General features: G+C 37.6%; 22 protein-coding genes, 1 other RNA gene and 1 other annotated feature. Of the genes, 21 read left to right on the forward strand and 2 right to left on the reverse strand.

Features of this window, described 5'->3' with window-relative positions; all coding sequences use genetic code 11:
- Positions 1-402: 402 nt before the first annotated feature.
- The 9 genes from nadE to yajC all read left to right on the forward strand — a co-directional run bounded on the left by nadE (position 403) and on the right by yajC (position 7,047).
- Positions 403-1,143 (forward strand): NAD(+) synthase, encoded by a 741-nt coding sequence (gene nadE / locus HR057_RS00090; protein WP_173729367.1) that lies wholly within the window; start codon positions 403-405, stop codon positions 1,141-1,143.
- Between the two features lie 125 nt (positions 1,144-1,268).
- Entirely contained in the window at positions 1,269-1,841 is a 573-nt protein-coding gene (locus HR057_RS00095; protein ID WP_173729368.1) for a YhcN/YlaJ family sporulation lipoprotein, read from the forward strand.
- Between the two features lie 106 nt (positions 1,842-1,947).
- Positions 1,948-2,520 (forward strand): intercompartmental signaling factor BofC, encoded by a 573-nt coding sequence (locus HR057_RS00100; protein ID WP_173729369.1) that lies wholly within the window; start codon positions 1,948-1,950, stop codon positions 2,518-2,520.
- Positions 2,521-2,683: 163 nt separating this feature from the next.
- Positions 2,684-3,295, forward strand: coding sequence for a Holliday junction branch migration protein RuvA (gene ruvA, locus HR057_RS00105; protein WP_173729370.1), 612 nt, complete (start codon positions 2,684-2,686; stop codon positions 3,293-3,295).
- Positions 3,296-3,308: 13 nt separating this feature from the next.
- Positions 3,309-4,307: a Holliday junction branch migration DNA helicase RuvB gene (gene ruvB, locus HR057_RS00110; RefSeq protein ID WP_173729371.1), complete on the forward strand. Its 999-nt coding sequence runs from the start codon at positions 3,309-3,311 to the stop codon at positions 4,305-4,307.
- Positions 4,307-4,498 carry a DUF2905 domain-containing protein gene (locus HR057_RS00115; protein WP_173729372.1) on the forward strand — a complete coding sequence of 64 codons (192 nt, stop codon included), beginning with the start codon at positions 4,307-4,309 and terminating at the stop codon, positions 4,496-4,498. The genes ruvB and HR057_RS00115 overlap by 1 nt, the downstream gene beginning before the upstream one ends.
- A 21-nt stretch (positions 4,499-4,519) precedes the next feature.
- Positions 4,520-5,545 (forward strand): tRNA preQ1(34) S-adenosylmethionine ribosyltransferase-isomerase QueA, encoded by a 1,026-nt coding sequence (gene queA, locus HR057_RS00120; RefSeq protein ID WP_173729373.1) that lies wholly within the window; start codon positions 4,520-4,522, stop codon positions 5,543-5,545.
- Positions 5,546-5,568: 23 nt separating this feature from the next.
- Positions 5,569-6,708 carry a tRNA guanosine(34) transglycosylase Tgt gene (gene tgt, locus HR057_RS00125; RefSeq protein WP_173729374.1) on the forward strand — a complete coding sequence of 380 codons (1,140 nt, stop codon included), beginning with the start codon at positions 5,569-5,571 and terminating at the stop codon, positions 6,706-6,708.
- Between the two features lie 78 nt (positions 6,709-6,786).
- A complete protein-coding gene (gene yajC / locus HR057_RS00130; RefSeq protein WP_173729375.1) occupies positions 6,787-7,047 on the forward strand; it encodes a preprotein translocase subunit YajC in 261 nt (86 codons plus the stop codon).
- Between the two features lie 185 nt (positions 7,048-7,232).
- Here yajC and HR057_RS00135 read toward each other — a convergent pair whose 3' ends face one another.
- A complete protein-coding gene (locus tag HR057_RS00135) occupies positions 7,233-7,895 on the reverse strand; it encodes a YetF domain-containing protein (RefSeq protein ID WP_173729376.1) in 663 nt (220 codons plus the stop codon).
- A 191-nt stretch (positions 7,896-8,086) separates the two neighbouring features.
- Between HR057_RS00135 and HR057_RS00140 the strand changes: the two genes are divergently transcribed.
- A complete protein-coding gene (locus HR057_RS00140) occupies positions 8,087-8,464 on the forward strand; it encodes a TIGR04086 family membrane protein (protein ID WP_173729377.1) in 378 nt (125 codons plus the stop codon).
- A 145-nt stretch (positions 8,465-8,609) separates the two neighbouring features.
- Positions 8,610-10,025: a YVTN family beta-propeller repeat-containing protein gene (locus HR057_RS00145; protein WP_173729378.1), complete on the forward strand. Its 1,416-nt coding sequence runs from the start codon at positions 8,610-8,612 to the stop codon at positions 10,023-10,025.
- 179 nt (positions 10,026-10,204) lie between these two features.
- Here the strand turns inward: HR057_RS00145 and spoVB are convergent, their stop codons facing one another.
- A complete protein-coding gene (gene spoVB, locus HR057_RS00150; protein ID WP_173729379.1) occupies positions 10,205-11,794 on the reverse strand; it encodes a stage V sporulation protein B in 1,590 nt (529 codons plus the stop codon).
- Between the two features lie 99 nt (positions 11,795-11,893).
- Here spoVB and HR057_RS00155 point away from each other — a divergent pair, with 99 nt between their 5' ends.
- From HR057_RS00155 to ssrS, 10 genes are all read left to right on the forward strand, one after another.
- Positions 11,894-12,181 carry a post-transcriptional regulator gene (locus HR057_RS00155; RefSeq protein ID WP_173729380.1) on the forward strand — a complete coding sequence of 96 codons (288 nt, stop codon included), beginning with the start codon at positions 11,894-11,896 and terminating at the stop codon, positions 12,179-12,181.
- Positions 12,182-12,476: 295 nt separating this feature from the next.
- Entirely contained in the window at positions 12,477-14,741 is a 2,265-nt protein-coding gene (secDF, locus tag HR057_RS00160; RefSeq protein WP_173729381.1) for a protein translocase subunit SecDF, read from the forward strand.
- Between the two features lie 76 nt (positions 14,742-14,817).
- On the forward strand, positions 14,818-17,181 hold the full coding sequence (recJ, locus tag HR057_RS00165) for a single-stranded-DNA-specific exonuclease RecJ (protein WP_173729382.1): 2,364 nt from the start codon (positions 14,818-14,820) through the stop codon (positions 17,179-17,181).
- A complete protein-coding gene (locus HR057_RS00170; RefSeq protein WP_173729383.1) occupies positions 17,178-17,690 on the forward strand; it encodes an adenine phosphoribosyltransferase in 513 nt (170 codons plus the stop codon). Before recJ ends, HR057_RS00170 begins: the two co-directional genes overlap by 4 nt.
- 186 nt (positions 17,691-17,876) lie before the next feature.
- Positions 17,877-20,078: a RelA/SpoT family protein gene (locus HR057_RS00175; protein WP_173729384.1), complete on the forward strand. Its 2,202-nt coding sequence runs from the start codon at positions 17,877-17,879 to the stop codon at positions 20,076-20,078.
- A 111-nt stretch (positions 20,079-20,189) separates the two neighbouring features.
- A complete protein-coding gene (gene dtd, locus HR057_RS00180; RefSeq protein ID WP_173729385.1) occupies positions 20,190-20,630 on the forward strand; it encodes a D-aminoacyl-tRNA deacylase in 441 nt (146 codons plus the stop codon).
- Between the two features lie 108 nt (positions 20,631-20,738).
- Positions 20,739-20,918, forward strand: a complete 180-nt coding sequence (locus HR057_RS00185) for an RNA polymerase subunit sigma-70 (RefSeq protein WP_374724641.1) — start codon at positions 20,739-20,741, stop codon at positions 20,916-20,918.
- A 140-nt stretch (positions 20,919-21,058) separates the two neighbouring features.
- Positions 21,059-21,302, forward strand: a binding site (T-box leader).
- Positions 21,303-21,446: 144 nt separating this feature from the next.
- Positions 21,447-22,715, forward strand: a complete 1,269-nt coding sequence (hisS, locus tag HR057_RS00190; RefSeq protein WP_173729386.1) for a histidine--tRNA ligase — start codon at positions 21,447-21,449, stop codon at positions 22,713-22,715.
- 35 nt (positions 22,716-22,750) lie between these two features.
- Positions 22,751-24,523, forward strand: coding sequence for an aspartate--tRNA ligase (gene aspS / locus HR057_RS00195; protein ID WP_173729387.1), 1,773 nt, complete (start codon positions 22,751-22,753; stop codon positions 24,521-24,523).
- Positions 24,524-24,759: 236 nt separating this feature from the next.
- Positions 24,760-24,965, forward strand: a non-coding RNA gene (gene ssrS, locus HR057_RS00200) — 6S RNA.
- The last annotated feature ends 25 nt before the right edge of the window (positions 24,966-24,990 follow it).

The raw sequence follows: 24,990 nt of genomic DNA on the forward strand, positions 1-24,990 counted from the left end.
AATAAGTTTTGATTGGTTCTTCCCTCAAAATTATTTCAGTTTTTTTCGTAAATTCCTCTCGTATATTCATTGTTTACATAATACACAAAACGATGATGCAATATTATCTATTGGATCGTAGCAAAATATTTTTTCATAAGGCTTCTAGCACAACGATTAAATGAAAGTGTTAAAATCAAGAGCTTAAGTCATTTTAGTACGAGACTGCTGGGCCCTACCATTGGCAAATGAAAGGGTATGTGTAAAAATGAACTACTTTTTGAGAAGTCGCAAATACCAATTTGTACAATGAATACCATCTGCTGCGGTCTATAAATGCCTGCTTTCTCACCAAAATTCCAGTTTGTACAATAAATAGTCATCATGGTAAGATAAAACAAAAAATGTTGAGAGGGATTAAACATGAAACGGAAAATTGATGGTCTCGTGGAATGGATTAGGGAGCAAGTGAATAATGCAGGTGCAAAAGGAGCACTTGTCGGAATATCAGGTGGCATTGATTCTGCAGTCGTTGCGCATTTAATTAAAAGAGCTTTTCCTGATGATTCACTTGGTGTCATCATGCCTTGCAAAAGCAATTCGAAAGATGCTGAAGATGCTATGCTCGTTGTAAGTAGTGCTCGAATAAAAGCAATGACTGTTGATTTAACAGATGTTCATGAGCTTTTACTTTCAAAAATTAATCATGAAATAAAACAGCGTGGAGAATTTGATGAAAGTGGTGCTCAATTAGGGGATGCCAACTTAAGAGCTCGTCTAAGAATGAGCACTTTGTATACACTTGCAAATAATTATCGTTATTTAGTTGTTGGCACTGATAACGCTGCCGAATGGTATACAGGATATTTTACAAAATATGGTGATGGTGGTGTTGACCTTGTCCCGCTTGTTCATTGTACGAAAGGGGAAGTAAGGGAAATGGCGCGAATCTTAGGGGTTCCGGAACCGATTATTACGAAAGCGCCAAGTGCCGGCTTATGGGAAGGACAAACTGATGAAAATGAAATGGGGACAACGTATGAGATGATTGACCGGTTTTTGCGTGGAGAAGAAATTCCGGAAAAAGATCGTGAAATTATCGAAAGATTACATAAACGCTCTGAACATAAGCGGAAACTAGCAGCGGCGCCTCCGAAATTTTAAATACTGGAAGAAAATACAATCGGCTTGAAATAGCTTGTATAAAATAAGCCTTCAAAAGCCAACTTAAAAAATGGGGATATGTCAATATCCCTTTTTTCATACTGTTGGCATGGGAGGCTTATTCCATGAAACGAATTATCTTATTTATGCTCATTTTTACTGGAGTAGCTGTCTTTTCAGGTTGTAACCTATTAGCAGAACACCCGCAAAATGATTACGATCTTTTTGATACAACCGAATATGTGAGAAATGACGAATTTGAAGATGGCAATGCTTTTACAAATGTCAATGATAGAGGATTTAATGATCAACGAAATACCTTTCAAAATTTCGCAATGAATGCCGGAGAGTTTTTAGCAAACGATGGCAAGGCAGTTTCAAAACGTGGTAATTATGGGTATAGCGACTATAATTACCATGGCCAATTAAATACGTACTATAATGGAGTGCCAACTAAATCGTATGAAACGGGTCATGACAATGTTATAGCTCAGAAAATCGTCGATCGGGTTGAGCATATTCCAAATGTAAAAAATGTCCATGCTATTATTGATGGAGATCAAATTTTAGTTGTTATCGATACAGACCATATCAATAATAAAAAAGTAAAAGATGAGGTTGAACGTGTCGTTTCTGGAATGTCCAATGGCCGCAAAGTAATAGTAATAACAGAACATGAATATAATCGCAAAAAATAATGTTGGTATAATCGGATAAAACTTCTATTCATTGGTAACACTATTAGTGGTACCAGAATAGAAGTTTTTTTATTCATCGCCTATATTACCAATCGAGGTGACAAAAATGGCTCCTTTATTTAAAAAATCGCTTGTCGTAAATATTGCCATTAAGATTCTTTTCGTTGCCTTGGCAGTTTTTCTAATTTTTCAAGATACGGCAGCAGAAAATAATGGAGTAAAAGAAAATGTTGAAAAAGATCAATCGGAACAATTACATAATCAAGTTGCACCTTTAACTTTGAAAGTGATTTTACAAGAGCATTACCTTGATGGAAACATTAGTGAACAAATTGTGGAAGAAACCATTTGGTCAATGGAAGATTTTTGGGCACAGTATAGCGATTGGCAACTCGTTGACCAAACAGAAGGTCAAATTACATTTAAAAAAAATATTGATGATATTTCCCCCTTTTTAAAAGCAAACGGATATTTTGGAATTACTGAAGATGGAATTTTATCCATTTTTAAAGGAGTGCCAGGAGAATCAGAGGAAGTCATTCAATCGTTTTTTCAAATAGATGTTAGTAAACTAGAAAGCAGACAGCAGGAGGAATTGAAAAAAGGAATACCTGTTGTATCAAAAGAGCATTATATTCAAGTGATTGAAAGCTTTAAAACACTTTCTGTCAAACAATAGATCAACTTGCTAGGCTTCAGGGTGCCTAGCTTTTTTTGTCTAAAAAAACGAATTTATGACTTAACTTTTGTTGTATTGGGCTCTACTATATAATTTATATATGATAGAATGTTAAAAGTATATAGAAATACATGTTCGCTTAAGAATAAGGGAGAGGTTTTCTTTGATTGAATTTGTAGAAGGAAAAGTCGATTATATAAATCCGGAATATATTGTGGTGGACGTTTCTGGGATTGGTTATCAAATTTTTACGCCAAATCCTTATTTGTTTCAAAAATATTTAAATGAAACAATTAAAATTTATACATATCAATATGTTAGGGAAGACATGATTGCGTTATACGGTTTTGAAAACCGCCAGGAACGGACTTTATTTGCTAAATTGTTGAACGTGTCAGGAATTGGTCCAAAAGGCGGCCTGGCAATTTTGGCAGCTGGACAGCCTGATCTTCTTGTTCAAGCGATCGAAGAAGAAAATGAAAAGTATTTAGTAAAGTTTCCGGGTGTCGGTAAGAAAACAGCACGACAAATGATTTTAGATTTAAAAGGAAAACTGAGTGATGTATGTTCTGAATTTATGCCAAATTTATTTAATCATGAACAATTAAATAAAAAAAGCACTTCGGTTTCTCATGAATTAGAGGATGCAATTGAAGCTTTAAAATCACTTGGTTATGCTGAAAAAGAGATTCAAAAAGTGATTCCGCTCTTGCAAGAAGAACAATTGCCGACAGATCAATATATTAAAAAAGCTTTGCAGTTGCTCTTAAGATAGGGGATGATTTTCAATGACTGAGCGATTGATTTCAAGTGATTACACAGCGGATGAAGATTTGTTTGAGCAAAGCTTGCGTCCAAAGTTTTTAACACAATATATTGGTCAAGAAAAAGTAAAACAAAATTTACAAGTATTTATCCAAGCTGCAAAAATGCGTAATGAATCATTGGATCATGTATTGCTTTATGGTCCTCCTGGTTTGGGGAAAACGACGCTTGCAACAATTATCGCCAATGAAATGAATGTACAAATTAAAACAACTTCCGGTCCAGCGATCGAACGCCCAGGTGATTTAGCAGCAATTTTAACATCTCTTGGGCCTGGGGACGTCCTTTTCATTGATGAAATTCATCGACTAGATCGCAGTGTCGAGGAAGTGTTATACTCAGCACTGGAAGATTTCTGTATTGATATCGTCATTGGGAAAGGGCCAAGTGCAAGATCGATAAAACTAGATTTACCTCCGTTTACAATGGTGGGAGCGACAACTAGAGTCGGTCTATTGACAGCTCCTCTTAGAGATCGATTTGGTGTCCATTGTAGGTTGGAATACTATGAAGTGTATGAACTTGCAAAAATTGTAACACGTACAGCTGATATTTTTTCCGTAGAAATTGACAGTCTAGCTGCAGAAGAAATTGCGCGCCGCTCCCGAGGAACGCCGCGGATTGCTAACCGGTTGTTAAAAAGAGTTCGCGATTTTGCACAAGTAAAAGGGAATGGTACAATAACAATGGAATTGGCTCTCAACGCACTCGAACAGCTTCAAATTGATCCACTTGGTTTAGACCATATTGACCATAAATTACTGCTTGGAATTATTGAAAAGTTTCAAGGAGGGCCGGTTGGACTTGAAGCGATTGCGGCTACAATAGGAGAAGAAGCACATACAATAGAAGAGGTTTATGAACCATATCTTTTACAAATCGGCTTCTTAGTGCGAACACCACGCGGTAGGGTTGTAACACCTCAGGCCTATCAACATTTCCATATGGAGGTGCCAAAGTAATGGGGAAAATGTTAATGCTCATGGGCATTATCTTAATTATTGTCGGAGCTTTGTGGCAATTCATTGGCAAACTTCCGGGAGATATTGTGATAAAAAAAGGAAATACTACTTTTTATTTCCCGATTGTAACATCAATTGTTATTAGTATTGTTTTATCGTTAATATTTTATGTAATCGGACGTTTTCGCTAAATTTTTCATAAGGAGACTAGCATGAAAGTAGATTTATTTGATTTTCATTTACCTGAAGATCTAATAGCCCAAAAGCCTTTGGAAGACCGGACGGCATCAAGGCTCATGGTTTTAAACAAGCAAACTGGAGAATATAAACACGAACAATTTAAAAATATTATTCAATATTTGCATCCGGGCGATTGTCTTGTATTAAATGATACACGTGTTTTACCTGCAAGACTTTTTGGAACGAAAGAAGGCACTGGGGCAAAAATTGAAGTGCTATTATTAAACCAAGTTGATGGTGTTTGGGAAACTCTAGTAAAACCAGCCAAACGAGTGAAAAAAGGGACAATGCTGACCTTTGGAGATGGCCGTCTTCAAGCAAAATGTGTTGGTGAAAGCGAGTATGGCGGCCGTTATTTTGAATTTATATATAGCGGCATTTTTTATGAAGTATTAGAATCTCTTGGGGAAATGCCGCTACCTCCATACATAAAAGAACAGCTCAAAGATAAAGAAAGATATCAAACGGTTTATGCGAAAGAACGTGGTTCGGCAGCTGCTCCAACTGCAGGGCTCCATTTTACAAAAGAACTTTTGCAAGAAATCGAACAAAAAGGAGTCCACATTGCCTACATAACACTCCATGTTGGTCTTGGCACGTTCCGCCCTGTCAAAGTCGATACAGTTGAACAACATGACATGCATGAAGAGTTTTATCGTATGCCTAAAGAAACTGCTGATCTATTAAACGATGTCAAATCAAAAGGCGGCAGAATTATTGCAGTAGGGACAACATCGACGCGTACATTAGAAACGATTGCATCGGAAAACAATGGTTATTTTAAGGAAGCTTCAGGGTGGACAAAAATTTTTATATACCCAGGCTATCAGTTTAAAGCGATTGACGGCATGCTCACCAATTTTCATTTACCAAAATCAACATTGGTGATGCTCGTTAGTGCATTAGCAGGTCGGGAACAGATTTTGCATGCCTATGAAGCTGCCGTGAAAGAAAAATATCGCTTTTTTAGCTTTGGTGATGCGATGCTGATTATTTAGCGCAAGAAAGGAGATCAAATGAAGTGACAGCAATTCGCTATGAATTGATCAAAAAATGTAAACAAACCGGAGCAAGACTCGGACGCGTGACGACCCCTCATGGTACATTTGAAACGCCCGTATTCATGCCAGTCGGAACCCTTGCTACGGTTAAGACAATGAGTCCGGATGAATTAAAAGAAATCGGGGCTGGAATTATTTTAAGCAATACATATCACCTATGGTTAAGACCGGGGGAAGATATTGTTCAGGAAGCTGGCGGTTTGCATAAATTTATGAATTGGGATGGATCTATTTTAACTGATTCGGGCGGTTTTCAAGTATTTAGTTTAAGCGATTTGCGTGAGATTACGGAAGAGGGCGTCCATTTTCGCAACCATCTAAACGGTGATAAGTTGTTCCTTTCACCTGAAAAAGCAACTCAAATACAAAATGCATTAGGATCTGATATTATAATGGCATTTGATGAATGTCCCCCATATCCGGCAACACCGGAGTATATGAAACAGTCGGTAGAACGAACAACGAGATGGGCGGAACGGTGTTTAAAAGCTCATTCACGCCCGCATGATCAAGGCTTATTTGGCATCGTCCAAGGTGGAGAATACGAAGAACTTAGGAAGCAAAGTGCAAAAGATTTAATTTCCCTCAATTTTCCTGGATACGCAATTGGCGGTTTGTCTGTAGGGGAACCAAAGGACGTTATGAACAGAGTGCTTGAATTTACGACACCGCTTCTTCCTGAAAACAAGCCACGCTATTTAATGGGTGTTGGTTCTCCTGATTCACTTATTGACGGAGCCATTCGCGGCGTTGATATGTTTGACTGTGTTTTACCAACACGTATTGCAAGAAATGGCACAGTAATGACAAGCGGTGGGCGTCTTGTTGTAAGAAATGCGAAATATGCAAGAGATTTTTCGCCTTTAGACCCAAATTGCGATTGCAAAGTATGTAAAAATTATACGAGGGCCTATATCCGCCATTTAATTAGATGCAATGAAACATTTGGAATTAGGCTTACTACTTACCATAATCTCTATTTTCTGTTAAAATTAATGGAGCAAGTACGACAAGCTATTCGTGAGGATCGCCTTGGAGATTTCCGTGAGGAATTTTTCGAGAGATACGGTTTTAATCGTCCTGATGCGAAAAATTTCTAACATGAGGCTATCCCGCGTGAATAGGTCTACTCTCATTTAATCAAATACATAGATATGTCTGAAAGGGGTGATTCATAGATGAATACACTTGTGCAATTATTGCCGTTGATTGCAATGTTTGCAATTTTCTACTTCTTGCTAATTCGTCCACAGCAAAAGCGTCAAAAAGCAATTCAAACAATGCAAGCGAATCTCCAAAAGAATGATAAAGTTGTTACAATTGGTGGCCTTCATGGCATTATCGATTCAATTGATGAGGACAAAGTTGTCATTAGATGCGGAGACGGCTCGAAGTTAACATATGACCGTGCAGCCATTCGCGAGGTAAAAAATGACTAATCGAAAAGGCTCCTTTTTGGAGCCTTCTTTACTTAAGATAGAAAAAACTTGAGTGCGGCACCTTGCAAAAAAAGTCATCAAAACTCTGGTACATTTTAAAATCACATACAAGAAGGCGAGACATACGTCATTTCAGCCAACTCCCATTTGTTACTTATAGTGGGAGTTAGTTGTCACTAATATCACTATTTTTCATCTTTAATATCTACAAAAAGCTCTCCGTTTCCATCGATGGTACAATACGTGATTTTTTTTATATCTCTATACCCTAACTTCCTCAATTCTTGGCGCAGCCATAAATTTGTGCGATTAATGCGCTTCAATTGATCTTCTTGAATTTTTCCATCCTTTATTAACGGAAAAGGATGACTTGCTCCTCTATTTTCCTCATTATTATTTTTGTTTTTCTCAAAAACCGAAAGTTTACCTGAAGTTTCTAAAATTGCAAATTCAACATCAGCGACAGTTCTTATATTTTTTTCTCTTAACTGCGTTAAAAGATCATCAATATTATAGCGCTGTTTTCTCATCTCTTTATCATTAATTTTCCCTTGGTCAATGATTAAAGACGGATGGCCATCTAAACAATCGCGGATTTTCTGGCTTTTTAAAGAAAGAATGGACAATGCAAGTTGAATGACTAAGAGCAACAACATCGGTAAAATCGTAATGAATAATGGTTGATTCGGCTTTTCAATAGCAAGAACCGCCAGTTCACCGATCATGATAAAAACAACTAAATCTAAAAGGCTTAATTCTCCGACCTCTCTTTTACCCATTAATCGGAAGATAACTACCATCAACATGTAAAGGAAAAAAGTTCGAAATACGATCGTCCATACTTCCATCTATAACCGCACTCCTTATATTCTTAAAAGCTCATTATTTGCAATAACTTAATATCTCTATTAGTTTGTCGCTTTTTATTGATAATGATGAATCAAAGTTTTTCCATTTCATTTGTTCTAAAATATGCCAAGCTGAATAAGTTTTTAATAAAGGTTGAACAACCCTTAGGGTATGTAAAGGAGGCGGATAAATGGAAAAAAATTCGTTCTCGGCAATTTTATATGGTGTCATCACAACATTTATTATTGTAATTGTCTCTAGTGTTGTATTATCTCTTTTGCTTCGGTTTTCAAATATTCAAGAATCGTCGTTAACATGGGTTGTTTTAACCCTTTCATTTCTTGCACTATTTATTGGTGGATTCGTTTCAGGAGGCAAAGGGAAGAAAAAAGGCTGGCTTGTCGGGGGTGGAACAGGTCTTTTATTTACGATATTAGTATTTCTTGTTCAGTTTTTAGGATATCAAACTGGATTCTCGATTGAACAATTACTTTACCATCTTGGTTATATTGTTACAGCAGTATTAGGTGGAATGATCGGTGTAAATATGACCGGAAAAAGAGCATAGATGAACATGGGGATGAAATAGCTTTATTTCATCCTTTTTTATTGCATCGTGCGACCGATTTTATGTTTTCACTATATACAAGCCGTTACCAAAAGTAAACAAGCTTAATATTTAAATAACAAAAAGGAAATGAGGTGATAAAAAATTGCCTTGCCGAAAATGTAATGGACATGATTGTAATTGTTGCGAAGATGAGCATAAAAGAAAAAAGAAAAAAAAGAAGAAAAAGAAAAATCACAAAGGATGTAGAGGCCCTCAAGGACCACAAGGACCAAGAGGAAAAAAAGGTCCAAGAGGTGACCAAGGTCCACAAGGTAATCAAGGTCCCCAAGGTGACCAAGGTCCACAAGGTAATCAAGGTCCCCAAGGTGATCAAGGTCCCCAAGGTGATCAAGGTCCAAGAGGAAACCAAGGTCCCCAAGGCGATCAAGGTCCAAGAGGTGACCAAGGTCCACAAGGTAATCAAGGTCCACAAGGTGACCAAGGTCCACAAGGTAATCAAGGTCCCCAAGGTGATCAAGGTCCCCAAGGTGATCAAGGTCCAAGAGGAAACCAAGGTCCCCAAGGCGATCAAGGTCCAAGAGGTGACCAAGGTCCGCAAGGCGACCAAGGCCCCCAAGGCGACCAAGGTCCGCAAGGCGATCAAGGACCACAAGGTGAATCAGGCTCCAATTTCATAATTTCTGAAAATAGAATATATGTTTTAAATGCTTTTGTTTTGGTATCAGTGATTGACGGGTTTACTAATGCAGTTGTTGATAATATTCCAGTTGGATTATTTCCGGCAGATATCGCTGTAAATCCAGCTACGAATAGATTTTACGTAACAAATAGCCTTTTTGGCGGTGTCAGTGTTTTTGACGGAGAAACAAATATGTTTATAGATTTTATAAGTGCAGGAAATTTACCAATAGGTGTTGCCGTAAATAAAGTGACGAATCGGATTTTTGTAGCAAATTCAGGAAGTGATACTGTATTGGTTATTGATGGATTTACAAACACTGAAATTACGACTATTCCAGTTGGTAATCTACCAAGGTTACTTGCAGTAAATCCTATCACTAATCGAATATATGTTACAAATGGAGACGATAATACAGTTTCAGTTATTAATGGAAATACCAATATAGTCGTTGCAACTGTCACTGTAGGGACTAACCCTTTCGGTATTGCTGTCAATCCATTAATGAATGCGGTTTATGTGGTAAACAATGGTTCTAATACCATTTCAGTTATAAATGGAACTACCAATACAGTAGTCGATACGATAACGGTTGAAGCGGACCCAGTATTTATTGATGTGAATCCTTTTACAAACCGTATTTACGTTTCACACATCTCTGGGAATATTGCAGTTATTGACGGATTTACGAATTCGGTCATCGAGGTGATTCCAGGAGGAGGAACTCTTGAGGGGGTTGGTGTTAATCCTTTGACAAATACAGTTTATGTTGTCAATCAATCAGCCAATAGTGTCTTAGTTATAGATGGAATAACGAATACAATCATTTCAAATATTCCAGTTGGCTCATCTCCTACTGCGATTGCGGTTAATCCTTAAGATGTAAATGAAAATTAAATGAAAAGGCTTCCCAAAATGGAAGCCTTTGTAATTTTACATCAATTAGGAATGAATTCGATAGAAACTTGACCTGAACCTTTATAAATTACATTGTTTTAGTTAGTTATTCCCTTTAGTCTACTTGATTAAAATTACAACATATTGACTATTTTCAAATATCATCGCTTTTTTCTATTTGGGAAGAAAAGTGCTAGCTTCGAACCAAAAACAGGTATTCGTTTTACCTCTTCTTTGACGACTAATCGAAATGCTGCTAGAAATACAAAATAAGCAATGGAAGTTATTAAAATTCCAATGACTGTTCGAACAGGTAGAGAGGCTTCTAACAAGTAATGTTCAAATACATAACCTCCGATGATGCCGGAAGCAATCATCGTCACAATACTTTTTATAAAATCTTTAACATAAAACGTAAAGCTGATCGTTTTAATAATTGTTGCAAAATGGAGAAGTGTAACTAACAAAATGCCAAGAATTATTGCAATGGCCACTCCAATAATACCGAATTCAGGTCTAGAGGCAAAAGCGAAAATGGCGACAATTTTTACGAATGCACCAACCAAACTGTTTAGCATGGCAGCTTTTGCAAGGTCAAGTGCTTGAAGTGTTGCCTGTAATGGACCTTGAAAATATAAAAGTAAGAAAAATGGCGCCATCATTTGCACAAACACAGCAGGCTTTGTAGTACGGAACATCAATTCCATGATTGGATTAGCAAATACGTACAAGACGACCATTGATAACCCGCCGGTAACTAATGTTAGGCGCAGAGCTTGCTGTAAGCGGTGTTCAATGGATAAAAATTGTCCTCTTGCCGCCGCTTCACTTATGGCTGGGACTAATGAAACTGAAAGCGAAGTGGTAACAAAAGATGGTAATAAAAGCAGCGGTATCGCATAACCGGTCAATTCTCCATATTGTTTTGTAGCTACAGTTGTGGCGATGCCGGCAAGAGCCAAACTTTGGGAAACAACGATCGGTTCGAAAAAATAAGAAATAGATCCGATTAAGCGGCTTCCCGTTGTTGGCAATGCAATTCTTAAAAGGTCATTTAAAGTATTTTTGCCCTCTTTTATTTGTTGAAAAAAGTTTCTTCGTACTTTGATTCGTTTTTTCCTTTTGAACATGGCGATCATATAAAGCAAGGATGCAAATTCGCCACAGACGGCAGAAATCATGGCACCTGCTGCTGCATATTCTACTCCATAAGGCAAAAGAGCTTTTGTAAAGACAGCCACTAAAGCGATTCGTACAATTTGTTCAATGACTTGGGAATAAGCGGCAGGCCGCATATTTTGTAAGCCTTGAAAATAACCTCGCAATACTGAAGATAAGGCGATGATCGGTACAATCGGTGCGATCGCCATCAATGGATAATACGTACGATCGTCGGTAAGAAGCGAGTGGGCCAAAATTGGAGCGACTATTATTAACCCGACAGTAAAAATGATGCTAGTGACACTAGTAATGGCTAAAGAAACAACGAGTATTTTTTTTATCTTCCGTTGATCGCCAACCGCATCAGCTTCGGCAACAAGTTTTGAAATGGCAACTGGCAAACCTAATTGGGTGAGCGTAATCGTTAAAAGAAAAGTTGGCAGTGCCATCATGTAAAGGCCGACGCCTTCTTCACCCATTATTCTTGCTACGACAATACGGTTCACAAAACCGAGAAAACGTGTAATAAGTCCGGCCATTATTAATATGAGCGTTCCTCGTAAAAAACTCTGTTTAAACTTGTTAGACATTTCCGTCCCTGCCTTCAAATTTGTAGCGATATTCGTTACAATAATTTATATGCGATAGCAAGAGGCAAGCATGACAAGTTTTGATTGGGAGGGGAAAACATGGAAGGTGCCAGGCATCCCATCGATTTTTATAAACAACAAGTAGAACCTGCACTTCAAAGCAAAATGGAAGAGTTTAAGCTTTTAGGCTATGACCGTGTTACAATGGAGGAGCTATGGGATTGTTTGCAAGTTAAAAAATGGAAGAAAAAAGAAGACAAGCAGCTTCATGAGGTAGTTGCCGATATTTTATCTTTAAAAGTAAGTGAATATATGAGCTATTTGACAATAGAAGCTTTCAAAGGACCGGATTATTTCAGCCAGTATTTTAATGAGGAAGAAATTTAAAATGTGATTGAAATTGTGGTTGCAGTATTAATAGTAATTGGTTTCAGAATCATGCCAAATTTCATAACCGTTGCAACATGAATACGTTTGAAAATGAGAAATAAATGTCAATTTTGAGAACAAATTGACATTTATTGCGCGAGTTTTCTATAATGAACATATTGAATTTATTTTATTTACATAAAATTTGCGATGGTGGAAACGGGGAATAACCCGTTGTTTTTTCGTGTAGATTTACAATGATTTGGTGATTTCTGCTGCATCAGCGCTTTTTGTTCTAGAAGGAGGAACTATTATGGTGAAAAAAGGACGGATTGTGGCCTTTTTCTTAATCGTCCTGTTGTTAGGCAGTTTGATGGGTGCCACAACTGAAGGTATTTTAAAAAATATTAAATTAGGTCTTGACCTTCAAGGCGGCTTTGAAATTTTGTATGAGGTCGAGCCTATTAATAAAAATCAAAAAGTTGACCGCGATCTACTATTAAGTACAGTTAGCGCATTAAATAAAAGGGTCAACGTTTTAGGTGTAAGTGAACCAAATATTCAAATTGAAGGTGAAAATCGTATTCGCGTTCAGCTGGCTGGGGTCAACGATCAACAAAAAGCTCGGGAAATTTTATCGACCCAGGCCAAGCTTACGTTTAGAGATGTGTTTGACCAAGAGTTGTTAAGCGGGGCTGATTTAAAAGAGGGCGGTGCAGCCCAATCATTCGATGAAAATGGCAACCCAATTGTAACACTTACTTTAAATGATGCTGATAAGTTTGGAGCAGTTACAAAACAAGTATTGAGCATGAAGCCGAACAACTTATTAGTCATTTGGCTCGACTTTGAAGAAGGTGTTGATTCATTTGCTGCTGAATCCCAAAAAGAGCCAGGACAGCAAAAATATTTATCAGCGGCAACAGTTGATGAAGTGCTCAATACGAAAAATGTAATGATTAGAGGGAATTTTACTGTAGAAGAAGCTAAACAATTAGCAGATCTTTTAAATGCAGGTTCCTTGCCAGTGGAATTGCATGAGATTTTCTCAACTTCCATTGGAGCGCAATTTGGTAAAAATGCATTAAATGAAACGATTTATGCTGGGATTATTGGTATTTTAATGATCTATGCATTTATGATTTTCTATTACCGTTTCCCAGGAGTAATTGCTGTTATTACTCTAACAGTTTATATTTACTTAACTTTGCTTGTATTTGATTGGATGAATGCGGTCCTTACGTTGCCAGGTATTGCTGCTCTTATTCTTGGGGTGGGCATGGCAGTCGATGCAAATATCCTTACTGCAGAGCGGATTAAAGAAGAGTTGAAAACTGGTAAATCAGTGATGGCTGCCTTTCGTGCAGGTAATGAACGTTCGTTTACGACAATATTTGATGCGAATATTACCACTTTAATTTCTGGAATTGTCTTATTTATTTATGGGACAAGTTCTGTCAAAGGTTTTGCAACAGTATTAATTATTAGTATTTTAATTAGTTTCTTAACAGCCATTTACGGTTCAAGATGGCTCCTTGATTTATGGGTTAAAAGCCGTTTCCTAAATAATAAACCGGGTTGGTTTGGTGTCAAAAAACGTGATATCCGCGATATAAATGAAGTTGGGGATGAAACGTTTATTATTGAAAAACGTTTTGAAAAATTAGATTTTATTAAAATAAGGAAGCCATTCTTAATTGCTTCGGCTGCAACAGTTATTGCAGGCGTTATCGCTTTATTTACATTAGGATTGAACCTTGGCATCGATTTTGCCAGTGGTGCCCGTGTTGAAATTATGACAAATGACCAACAAGCGTTAACTAAAGAAGTGGTTGAACAAGATTTTGAAAAACTTGGATTTACACCAAAAGATATTACAATTGCCGGTGAAGATGGAAAACTTGCAATTGCAAGATTTATCGGAGAATTTTCCAAAGATGATATAACTAAAGTAAAAAGTTATTTTACAGAAAAATACGGAGTTGATCCAAATATTAGTACAGTTTCGCCGACTGTAGGAAAAGAAATTGCGAAAAATGCATTATTTGCAACCGCAATTGCAGCTATTGGAATTGTAATCTATGTTGCAATACGATTTGAGTTTTATTTTGGTTTTGCTTCCATTATAGGTGTATTATTTGCTGCCTTTTTTGTCATTGCCTTCTTTAGCTTTACGAAATTAGAGGTCGATTTAACGTATATTGCAGCTGTATTAACAATTGTTGGTTATTCGATCAATGATACAATCGTTACATTTGACCGGATCCGTGAAAATTTGAAACGGAGGAAAAAGCCGGTCCGCAACTTTGATGAATTGGCAAAAATAGTGAATAACAGTATTATTCAAACGTTGGCACGTACAATTAATACAGTATTAACCGTCATTTTTGCTGCAATTGCACTATATATCTTTGGCGCAGAATCAATTAGAAATTTCTCATTGGCGTTACTCATTGGTTTATTAGCAGGAACTTATGCGACAATATTTATTGCAGCTCAACTATGGTTAATTTGGGCAGCTAAAACAATTGGAAAACCGAAAAAGAAAAAAATAGTGGAACCAGACCTTGAGCCATAAGGTTAAAAATTAAAATGAATTCCATTGCCACTTCCTTAAGCCTTTAGTATAATGACGAGGTTAAGGAGTGGTTTTTTTGTTGCAATCAAAGATGCGTTGGATCATTCAAGAAAACGATCATACAATGATTGACCAGCTGGCAAGTGGACTTAGCATTTCGCCAATCGTTGCCAAGCTGTTAGTCAATAGAGGTATAGTGACGATAGAGCAAGCACGGTCTTTTTTAAATAAAGATGAGTCTTATTTTCATGACCCGTTTTTACTGGATGGAATGGATGAAGCTATTCAAAGAATTGAACAAGCGATTAAGAACAATGAAAAAATTCTTGTCTATGGAGATTATGACGCTGACGGAGTTTCAAGTACAGCTGTTATGGTAAGTGCCCTTCAAGAAAAGGGGGCAAATGTTGATTTTTACATACCGAACCGATTTAGTGAAGGGTATGGTCCGAATGAAGCAGCATTTCGATGGGCAAAAAGTGCCGGATACGACGTAATAATTACAGTGGATACAGGGATTTCAGCCCTTCAAGAAGCTAAAATCGCTAAAGAACTTGGCATTGATCTTATCATTACTGACCACCATGAAATTCCCCCGGAGCTTCCGGAAGCACTTGCCATTATTCATCCACGTAAACCAGGAAGCCAGTATCCTTTTGGTGAATTGGCTGGAGTAGGTGTAGCGTTTAAAGTTGCACATGCTCTCTTAGGTACCTTGCCGCGTCACCTTCTCGCATTTGCTGCTATTGGCACCATTGCTGACCTTGTACCGCTAAAGGATGAAAACAGGATCATAGCAAGCCTAGGGATTAAAGCTATTAGGAATACGACGAATCCTGGATTAAGAGCACTCATTAAAGTATCTGGTTATGAAGATAAAGAAATCAACGAAGAAACCATCGGCTTTGTAATCGGTCCACGGATAAATGCTGTTGGCCGATTAGGGTCCGCTGATCCTGCCGTTCATTTATTGATGACAGATTCGGTTGAAGAAGCCGAAATGATTGCTCAAGAAATCGATGATATTAATCGTGACCGGCAAGCATTGGTAAATGAAATAACCGAAGAGGCAATCAACGAAGTTGAAAGCCGTTTTCCTCCTGATGAAAATAAAGTGCTCGTCCTTGCAAGAGAAGGTTGGAATCCAGGGGTAATAGGAATTGTTGCTTCTAGAATCGTTGAAAAATATTGCCGACCAACGATTGTTCTTAGCATCGACCATGAAAAGGGCGTTGCCAAAGGGTCAGCAAGAAGCATACCAGCATTTGATTTATTTGAAAACCTTTCGAAGTGTCGAGATATTTTGCCTCATTTTGGAGGGCATGCAATGGCTGCTGGTATGACATTGAAAATTGAAGATATTGATCAATTGCGTGAACGTCTTAATCATTTCGCAAGCAGCCAATTAACAGAAGAAGACTTTATTCCGATGATGAACGTCGATTTGCGATGTAAGATTGATGATATTAGTGTGGCAACGATAGAAGAAATGGAATTGCTCGCTCCATTTGGTGTTGGCAATCCAAAGCCAGTCATTTGTTTGGAAGATGTTTCACTGCAACAAATTCGAAAAATCGGAAGTCAAATGAATCATTTGAAAATGATTTTGGAAAAAGACGGACAAGTATTAGATGCTATAGGCTTTGGATGCGGTTATTTAGCAGATGAGATTTCACCTTTATCAAGAATAAAAGTGGTTGGTGAGCTTTCCATTAATGAATGGAATGGTTTCAGGAAGCCGCAATTTATGCTGAAGGATGCAGCAGTGGATGATTGGCAACTGTTTGACTTGCGCGGTAAAAAAGAGATTAAACAATATTTCCAAGGGAATGATTTGAGTAAATTTGTAATGATCGCTTTTAGAGAGAAGACGATTACTCGTTTAAAGTTAGAAAGTTTAATGGAGCATATTGTGTTCATAGAAAGTGAGCAATGCTTAAAGAAAGTAGAGCGAAAAAAGAAATCTCTCGTCTTACTAGATTTGCCTTATGAATCTTTCATATTAAAAAAACTGTTGCGTGAAATTTCGCCTGAGCGAATTTATGCCATATTTGACCATGATGAAGAGCATTTTTTTAGAACATTACCAACTCGCGATCATTTTAAATGGTATTATAGTTTTTTAATGAAGCAGCAGCCGTTCTATTTGGAAAAATATGCTCACGTTCTTTCTAGAAAAAAAGGCTGGCATGAAGAAACAATTCATTTTATGACACAGGTGTTTTTTGAATTGGAATTTGTTAAAATAGAAGATGGTTTCATAAAATTAGTAGAAAATCCGGCCAAGAAGTCTTTCGAAAGTTCAAAAACATTTATTCGAAAGCAAGAACTGCTTCAAATGGAAAAGGACCTTATTTACTCTTCTTTTCAATCATTAAAAATGTGGTTTGACCAAATTATGAATACGTCCTGCAAACAAGAGGAGGAAATCATTTTATGAATTACAAAGATTATATTGCGATTGTCCCTGACTGGCCAAAAAAAGGTATACAATTTAAAGATATTACACCTTTAATGGATAATGGGAAAGTTTTTAAAAGTGCGATTGACGAAATTGTTGCTTTTGCAAGGGAAAAAAATGTTGACCTCGTTGTCGGTCCAGAAGCACGTGGATTTATCGTCGGTTGTCCTGTTGCCTATGCATTAGGTGTCGGTTTCGCACCTGTAAGAAAAGAAGGGAAGCTTCCTAGAGAAGTCATTCGCGTTGAATATGGTCTTGAATATGGAAAAGATACTTTAACAATGCATAAAGATGCTATTAAACCAGGGCAGCGTGTGTTAATTATTGATGACTTGTTAGCTACAGGTGGAACGATGGGTGCATCAATTAAACTTGTGGAGCAGCTTGGTGGTATTGTCGTTGGTCTCGCGTTTTTAGTAGAATTAACTTATTTAAATGGTCGCGAAAAACTAAAAGGTTACGATGTTTTAACATTGATGCAATACTAAGTTTAAAAGGAGTGCTCGCTTTAGGGCGCTCTTTATTTTTATTGCTGAAATTTTTTCATATTACTTTACATTATGCGAATCTTTCATGATAATAAATTATTAAGGTATCTATTCGGAATGTATATTGGGTCAATCACCCTACGCCTAAATGCGGGGGCATCCTTGACTAATTATAGGTGATTTTTTATGGCTAATGAACAAGTACTAACAATTGAACAAGTTTTAGACAAAGTAAGAAGCTATTTACCTGAAGAAGATGTACAATTTATTGAGGCTGCTTATAAGTTTGCTGAAAATGCTCATCGTGACCAGTATCGCAAGTCAGGCGAACCATATATCATCCATCCAATTCAAGTGGCTGGAATTCTTGCGGATTTGGAAATGGATCCTGTCACGGTCGCTGCTGGATTTCTGCACGATGTAGTTGAAGATACAGATGTTACTCTTGAAGACTTAGAAAATGCCTTTAATAAAGAAGTGGCAATGTTAGTCGATGGGGTAACGAAGCTTGGAAAAATTAAATATAAATCGAAGGAAGCTCAGCAAGCGGAAAATCACCGAAAAATGTTTATTGCTATGGCTCAAGATATTCGGGTTATCTTAATTAAGCTTGCTGACCGGCTTCATAATATGAGGACGCTTAAACATTTGCCGCCTGAAAAACAAAGAAGAATTTCAAATGAAACTCTTGAAATTTTTGCTCCCCTAGCTCATCGTCTTGGTATTTCGACAATCAAATGGGAGCTTGAAGATACGGCATTACGATATTTGAATCCGCAGCAGTATTACCGCATTGTCAATTTGATGAAAAACAAGCGGGCAGAACGTGAAAACCAAGTAAAAGAAGTAATTGCCGAAATCCGCAAACGACTGGATGAAGTTGGCCTGAAAGCTGATATCTCGGGGCGCCCTAAGCATATTTACAGCATTTATCGAAAGATGGTTAAGCAAAATAAGCAATTTAATGAAATTTATGACTTGCTTGCTGTACGAGTATTAGTTGAAAGCATTAAAGATTGTTATGCTGTTTTGGGTGTTATTCATACCTGTTGGAAGCCGATGCCAGGCCGCTTTAAAGATTATATTGCAATGCCGAAAGCAAACATGTATCAATCGTTGCACACGACAGTAATCGGTCCAAAAGGAGACCCGCTCGAAGTGCAAATTCGTACGTATGAAATGCATCAAATTGCAGAATATGGAATTGCTGCCCATTGGGCGTATAAAGAAGGAAAACAAATTTCTGAAAATCAAGAAAATCTTCAAGAAAAGCTCACATGGTTTAGAGAAATTCTCGAGTGGCAGCAAGATACGAATGATGCTGAAGAGTTTATGGAATCGTTGAAAATCGATTTGTTTTCCGATATGGTGTTCGTTTTTACACCGAAAGGCGATGTCTTTGAATTGCCTAAAGGTTCCGTTCCGATCGATTTTGCGTACCGGGTTCATACCGAAATTGGGAATAAAACGATTGGTGCTAAAGTAAACGGGAAAATGGTTCCGTTGGATTATGAACTACAAACGGGTGACATCGTTGAAATTTTAACGTCAAAACAATCTTTTGGACCTTCTCAAGATTGGATAAAAATTGCACAGACTTCCCAAGCGAAAAATAAAATACGCCAGTTTTTCAAAAAGCAGCGTCGTGAAGAAAATGTTGAAAAAGGACGAGAACTTGTTGAGAAAGAAATTTTAAAACATGATATTGAACCGAAAGAAGTTTTGACAGCTGAAAACTTACAGCGTGTGGCTGAAAAATTTAATTTTGCAAATGTAGAAGATATGTATGCGGCTGTTGGATATAACGGAATTACTGCAGCTCAAATCGCAACTAGATTAACGGAAAAAATCCGTAGGAAAAAAGGGCAGGAACAACTGGAAGAATCGTTGTTAAAAGCTGTAGCAGAAGTGAAAAGTATTCCTCCGAAAAAGAAAAAAGATACAGGTGTTGTCGTTAAAGGTGTCGATAATTTGCTTGTAAGGTTATCGAAATGTTGCAACCCTGTACCTGGAGATGATATCATCGGCTTTATCACGAAAGGGAGAGGAGTCTCTGTTCACCGCGCTAACTGTCCAAATATTCATTCGGAAGAAGCGAAGGAAAGACTTCTCCCTGTTGAATGGGAAGGCGGGGGAGAAGATGGCAAAACATATAATGTTGATATAGAAATTACCGGATTTGACCGCCGCGGTCTTTTAAATGAAGTGTTGCAAGCGGTAAATGAAGCAAAAACAAATATTACAGCTGTATCTGGTCGTACGGACCGTAATAAGATGGTAACGATTCACATTTCAATTCCAATTCATAATATTAACCATTTACAAAAAATAGCCGATCGAATAAAACAAATTCCTGATATTTATTCTGTCCGAAGATTGATGCAATAAAATTTCTGTTATGAATTAAATCCTATACATTATTACAAAAAGGCGGCCTGCGTCAACAGTGGCTGCTTTTTTCTTAGGAATTGCACGTTTATTCAAGGAGTTGAAATAGTAATGAAAGTAGTCGTACAAAGGTCAAAAGAAGCGAATGTGAAAGTAGATGATAAAATTGTTGGACAAATTCAATCAGGATTGGTGCTTTTAGTTGGCATTACACATACTGATACGATAGACGATGTTCGATATATGGCTGATAAAATTGTAAATCTTCGTATTTTTGAAGATGAAGAAGGGAAAATGAATCGTTCTTTGCTTGATGTAGGTGGAGAAATATTATCTATTTCCCAGTTTACTTTATATGGTGATTGCCGAAAGGGAAGAAGGCCAAATTTTATGGAAGCGGCAAAACCAGATTATGCAAAACAGCTTTACGATCAATTTAACGAAGTGCTTCGTGCCAAAGGCATTTCGGTTGAAACAGGGCAATTTGGTGCGATGATGGATGTTAGTTTAACAAATGATGGTCCCGTAACTCTCATTGTTGAAAGTAAGTAAAATTGATTGCAATGGCAAAATGAATCCCATCTTTCTTTTCCACATTATGAAAATCATGAACTTTTTTGGGCATACTAGTAAAAGTTAATAATGCTCGGGAAAGGAAAGATGAAGATGCGCCATAGTGCAAAAGGGGAAATAACAACAAATCCCGTCAACCAATTGTTCGGAATTGATTTTCATGATCTAATCCAGCAGGAAAACACATCGGCTTATATGGAAATTCAAGAGTTTGGTGTTTCCTTGCAAACGGTAAAAAATTTTAAAAAGAAAATGGAACGAAATTAATACCTTTGTTTGTTCAAATATGATTATGAACCTCTTGACAAGGGAGGATTCTATCCGTAACATAGAAGTCAATGTGAAAAATATTGTCGAAAGAATTTTTTCTATAAAATTAATCGGCTTATCAATATAAAAAGTTAATAAAGGAACCGATAATGGAGAGAAGTAATTAAGAATACACATGGCCAGAGAGGAAATGCCGTAGGCTGGAAGCATTTCTCCATGATGACTTAATGAAAAACACTCAGGAGGTTCCGCTCCGAAAAAACTTGCTTTTAGTAGGAGTTGGACGTAATCAGGCGTTAACTGATGAAAGGGGAAGCAGTATTCAGCAAAGCTATTGCTTCAACTAGGGTGGCACCACGGGAATAAACTCTCGTCCCTACAATTTCGTAGGGATGGGAGTTTTTTTGTTACATAGTTTAGTGCTTTGTAATGGAAATCAACAAAATGTTTTTTAAAGTCACGATTTTAGAAAAAACAGCGCATGTCTTTAGCCGAGTGCTTTTTAAGAATAGGAGGTTAAGAAAAATGGCAATTCATATTCCACGCGGAACGCAAGATATTTTGCCAGGTGTAGTTGAACAATGGCAATATGTCGAGCAAAAAATGAGAGAATTGTGCAAACGGTATAATTATAGCGAAATTCGAACGCCTATATTTGAGCAAACAGAACTTTTTCAGCGAGGAGTAGGCGAAACAACAGATATTGTTCAAAAAGAAATGTACACATTTGAAGATCGCGGCGGCCGTAGTATGACGTTAAGACCAGAGGGAACGGCTCCAACAGTTCGTTCTTATGTTGAACATAAAATGTATAGCAACCCAAATCAACCTACAAAACTTTTTTATATTGGGCCAATGTTCCGCTATGAGCGCCCACAAGCTGGCCGCTATCGTCAATTCGTACAATTTGGTGTAGAAGCGCTTGGCAGCAATGATCCAGCTATCGATGCAGAAGTCATTGCGTTGGCGCTTGATGTATACAGGGAGTTAGGATTAAAACAATTAAAATTAGTTATTAACAGCTTAGGAGATATTGAAAGCCGCAAAGAACATAGAGAGGCATTAATTGCTCACTTTAAGCCGCGGATCGGCGAATTTTGTTCAGACTGCCAAAACCGGCTTGAAAAAAATCCGATGCGTATTCTTGATTGCAAAAAAGACCGCGACCATGAGCTTATGCATACAGCGCCACCAATTATTGATTATTTAAATGAAGAATCGCGAAACTTTTTTGAAAAAGTGAAAACGTACTTAACGGAAATGGGCATCGAGTATGAAGTCGATCCTCGCCTTGTCCGTGGACTTGATTATTACAACCACACAGCATTTGAAATTATGAGTAATGCTGAAGGATTTGGGGCCATTACAACATTGATGGGGGGCGGCCGTTACAATGGTTTAGTTGAAGAAATTGGAGGTCCGCCGACACCGGGAATCGGTTTTGCCCTTAGTATTGAAAGATTGTTGCTAGCATTGGGCGCTGAAGGAGTAACCCTGCCGGTTGAAAATAAGCTGGACTGCTACATCGTTGCCCTAGGAGAAAGAGCAAAAGATAAAGCAGCTTCACTATTGTACGAACTAAGAAAAGCAGGATTTAGCGCAGATAAAGATTATTTAGATCGAAAATTAAAAGCTCAATTTAAGGCCGCTGATCGCTTAAACGTGAAATATGTTGCTGTGCTTGGAGAAGATGAATTAGAGAAAAACGTAATCAATGTTAAAAACATGGAAACAGGCAATCAAGAAGAAGTACGTATAGATTTCTTAATAGAATACTTACTTGAAAGAAAATAACAATCATTTAAACACTATGTGGGAGGAAATGAGACATGTATGAATTAGGTAGAAGCCATTATTGTGGAGAATTGCGAGAAACGAATGTGGGGGAAACTGTCCAGCTAAAAGGTTGGGTTCAAAAACGCCGCGATTTAGGTGGTTTGATCTTTCTTGATTTAAGAGATCGTACTGGTATTGTGCAAGTCGTTGTAAGCCCTGAAGTTGCTGGTGAAGAAGGTTTAAAAACAGCAGATCGTGTAAGAAGTGAATATGTATTAGACATTCAAGGAAAAGTTGTTGCCCGTGCGGAGGGAACATATAACAAAAAAATTCCTACAGGGACAATTGAAGTTTTAGCTGAAAAAATTACGATTATTAATCAATCAAAAACACCTCCATTTTTAATTGAAGACAATGTAGATGCATCAGAAGAGCTTCGATTAAAATATCGCTATCTTGATTTGCGTCGTCCAGAAATGTATAAAACATTAAAAATGCGCCATGATGTTTCAAGAATCATCCGCAATTTCTTAGATGAACATGGATTTATTGATGTCGAAACACCGATTTTAACTAAAAGTACACCTGAAGGAGCTCGGGACTATTTAGTTCCAAGCCGTGTTCATGAAGGTCAATTTTATGCGCTTCCGCAATCACCACAGCTATTTAAACAGCTACTCATGGTTGCAGGTTTTGACCGTTACTACCAAATTGCCCGTTGTTTCCGTGATGAAGATCTTCGGGCTGATCGTCAACCTGAATTTACTCAAGTTGATATCGAAACATCATTCATGGATAAAGAAGAGTTAATAGCTTTAATGGAACAAATGATGAAGACTGTCTTAAAAGAAGTTAAAGGCATCGATATCGAAACACCATTCCCGCGGATGACTTATGATGATGCAATGAATCGTTACGGTTCTGACAAACCTGATACACGCTTTGGCATGGAGCTAGTTGATGTTGGGGAAATTGTTAAAGATAGTGATTTTAAAGTGTTTGCGAATGCGATTTCAGGCGGTGGAATGGTTAAAGCAATCAACGTGAAAGGCGCGGCTGAAAAATATTCACGTAAAGATATCGACCAATTAACTGAATATGTAAGCCGTTATGGAGCAAAAGGCTTGGCTTGGTTCAAAGTTGAAGAAGATGGCTTAAAAGGACCAATTGTTAAGTTCTTTAATGAAGAACAGCAGGCTGGCATTCAAAAAACGTTGGAGGCAGAAGTTGGAGATTTACTTCTATTTGTTGCCGATTCAAAACAAGTAGTTCATGATAGTTTAGGCGCTTTACGTTTGAAGCTTGCTAAAGATTTACAGTTGATTGATGAATCTAAGTTCAATTTCTTATGGATTGTAGATTGGCCACTTTTAGAATTTGATCCGGAAGCTGGTCGTTACTTTGCTGCCCATCATCCGTTTACGATGCCAGTTCGTGAAGACTTGCCGCTTCTCGATACAGATCCAAGCAAAGTTCGCGCACAAGCTTATGATATCGTATTAAACGGTTATGAGCTTGGTGGAGGATCAAGCCGTATTTATGAACGCGACATTCAAGAAAAAATGTTTAAAGTTTTAGGAATCCCAGAAGAAGAAGCGCGTGAACAATTCGGATTCTTATTAGAGGCGTTTGAATATGGTACACCGCCACATGGGGGTATTGCTATTGGTCTTGACCGTTTTGTAATGTTACTGGCAGGCCGGACAAACCTCCGCGATACAATCGCATTCCCTAAAACAGCGAGCGCAAGTGATCTTATGACAAATGCACCAAGCCATGTAAGCCATGATCAATTATTGGAATTGAATTTGCAAGTAAAACTATAAGCTGAATGGTTGGTTAGTTGGACAGTAAGAAAGATAATCAGGTTGAGGGGGTTATATAATCAAATGACAGCCCTTCAACCTGAATGAATTTAATTAACTTTTTCGCAAAATAACTTTAACAATTGTACAAACTAATATACTAACGATGCTAGCTAACTGGAAAATTTTTTCTAAAAAGTTACAACTTCAGTAAATCATATTGATAATAGACGTGGTATATGATAAGATTTATTTACAAAGTCCTGAGGTGTACGTGATTCGACCTAACAGTTTTGACCGAACATTTACACATAGGGAGCTTGGAGTTTTCAAGTGGCGTACATGCCTCATTTAAATTTGGCAATCCTGCCAATAGAGGACGTACAATATTTGAAACAGAGCACCCACCTGCCTTTAGCGGGTTCAAAACAAGGGGGAAATTACGACACGGATCGGGACTTTCATAACGGTAGTGATTCAACCCTAAG

It is taken from the genome of Calidifontibacillus erzurumensis (assembly GCF_013303125.1).
In the GTDB taxonomy this organism is placed as follows: domain Bacteria; phylum Bacillota; class Bacilli; order Bacillales; family Bacillaceae_J; genus Calidifontibacillus; species Calidifontibacillus erzurumensis.

What these genes read in the sequence shown, in the direction of transcription:
- nadE (WP_173729367.1), top strand. Translation starts at nt 403, where the DNA reads ATGAAACGGAAAATTGATGGTCTCGTGGAATGGATTAGGGAGCAAGTG.
- HR057_RS00095 (WP_173729368.1), top strand. Translation starts at nt 1,269, where the DNA reads ATGAAACGAATTATCTTATTTATGCTCATTTTTACTGGAGTAGCTGTC.
- HR057_RS00100 (WP_173729369.1), top strand. Translation starts at nt 1,948, where the DNA reads ATGGCTCCTTTATTTAAAAAATCGCTTGTCGTAAATATTGCCATTAAG.
- ruvB (WP_173729371.1), top strand. Translation starts at nt 3,309, where the DNA reads ATGACTGAGCGATTGATTTCAAGTGATTACACAGCGGATGAAGATTTG.
- HR057_RS00115 (WP_173729372.1), top strand. Translation starts at nt 4,307, where the DNA reads ATGGGGAAAATGTTAATGCTCATGGGCATTATCTTAATTATTGTCGGA.
- queA (WP_173729373.1), top strand. Translation starts at nt 4,520, where the DNA reads ATGAAAGTAGATTTATTTGATTTTCATTTACCTGAAGATCTAATAGCC.
- yajC (WP_173729375.1), top strand. Translation starts at nt 6,787, where the DNA reads ATGAATACACTTGTGCAATTATTGCCGTTGATTGCAATGTTTGCAATT.
- HR057_RS00135 (WP_173729376.1), bottom strand. Translation starts at nt 7,895, where the DNA reads ATGGAAGTATGGACGATCGTATTTCGAACTTTTTTCCTTTACATGTTG.
- HR057_RS00140 (WP_173729377.1), top strand. Translation starts at nt 8,087, where the DNA reads ATGGAAAAAAATTCGTTCTCGGCAATTTTATATGGTGTCATCACAACA.
- spoVB (WP_173729379.1), bottom strand. Translation starts at nt 11,794, where the DNA reads ATGTCTAACAAGTTTAAACAGAGTTTTTTACGAGGAACGCTCATATTA.
- HR057_RS00155 (WP_173729380.1), top strand. Translation starts at nt 11,894, where the DNA reads ATGGAAGGTGCCAGGCATCCCATCGATTTTTATAAACAACAAGTAGAA.
- secDF (WP_173729381.1), top strand. Translation starts at nt 12,477, where the DNA reads ATGGTGAAAAAAGGACGGATTGTGGCCTTTTTCTTAATCGTCCTGTTG.
- HR057_RS00170 (WP_173729383.1), top strand. Translation starts at nt 17,178, where the DNA reads ATGAATTACAAAGATTATATTGCGATTGTCCCTGACTGGCCAAAAAAA.
- HR057_RS00175 (WP_173729384.1), top strand. Translation starts at nt 17,877, where the DNA reads ATGGCTAATGAACAAGTACTAACAATTGAACAAGTTTTAGACAAAGTA.
- dtd (WP_173729385.1), top strand. Translation starts at nt 20,190, where the DNA reads ATGAAAGTAGTCGTACAAAGGTCAAAAGAAGCGAATGTGAAAGTAGAT.
- HR057_RS00185 (WP_374724641.1), top strand. Translation starts at nt 20,739, where the DNA reads ATGAAGATGCGCCATAGTGCAAAAGGGGAAATAACAACAAATCCCGTC.
- hisS (WP_173729386.1), top strand. Translation starts at nt 21,447, where the DNA reads ATGGCAATTCATATTCCACGCGGAACGCAAGATATTTTGCCAGGTGTA.
- aspS (WP_173729387.1), top strand. Translation starts at nt 22,751, where the DNA reads ATGTATGAATTAGGTAGAAGCCATTATTGTGGAGAATTGCGAGAAACG.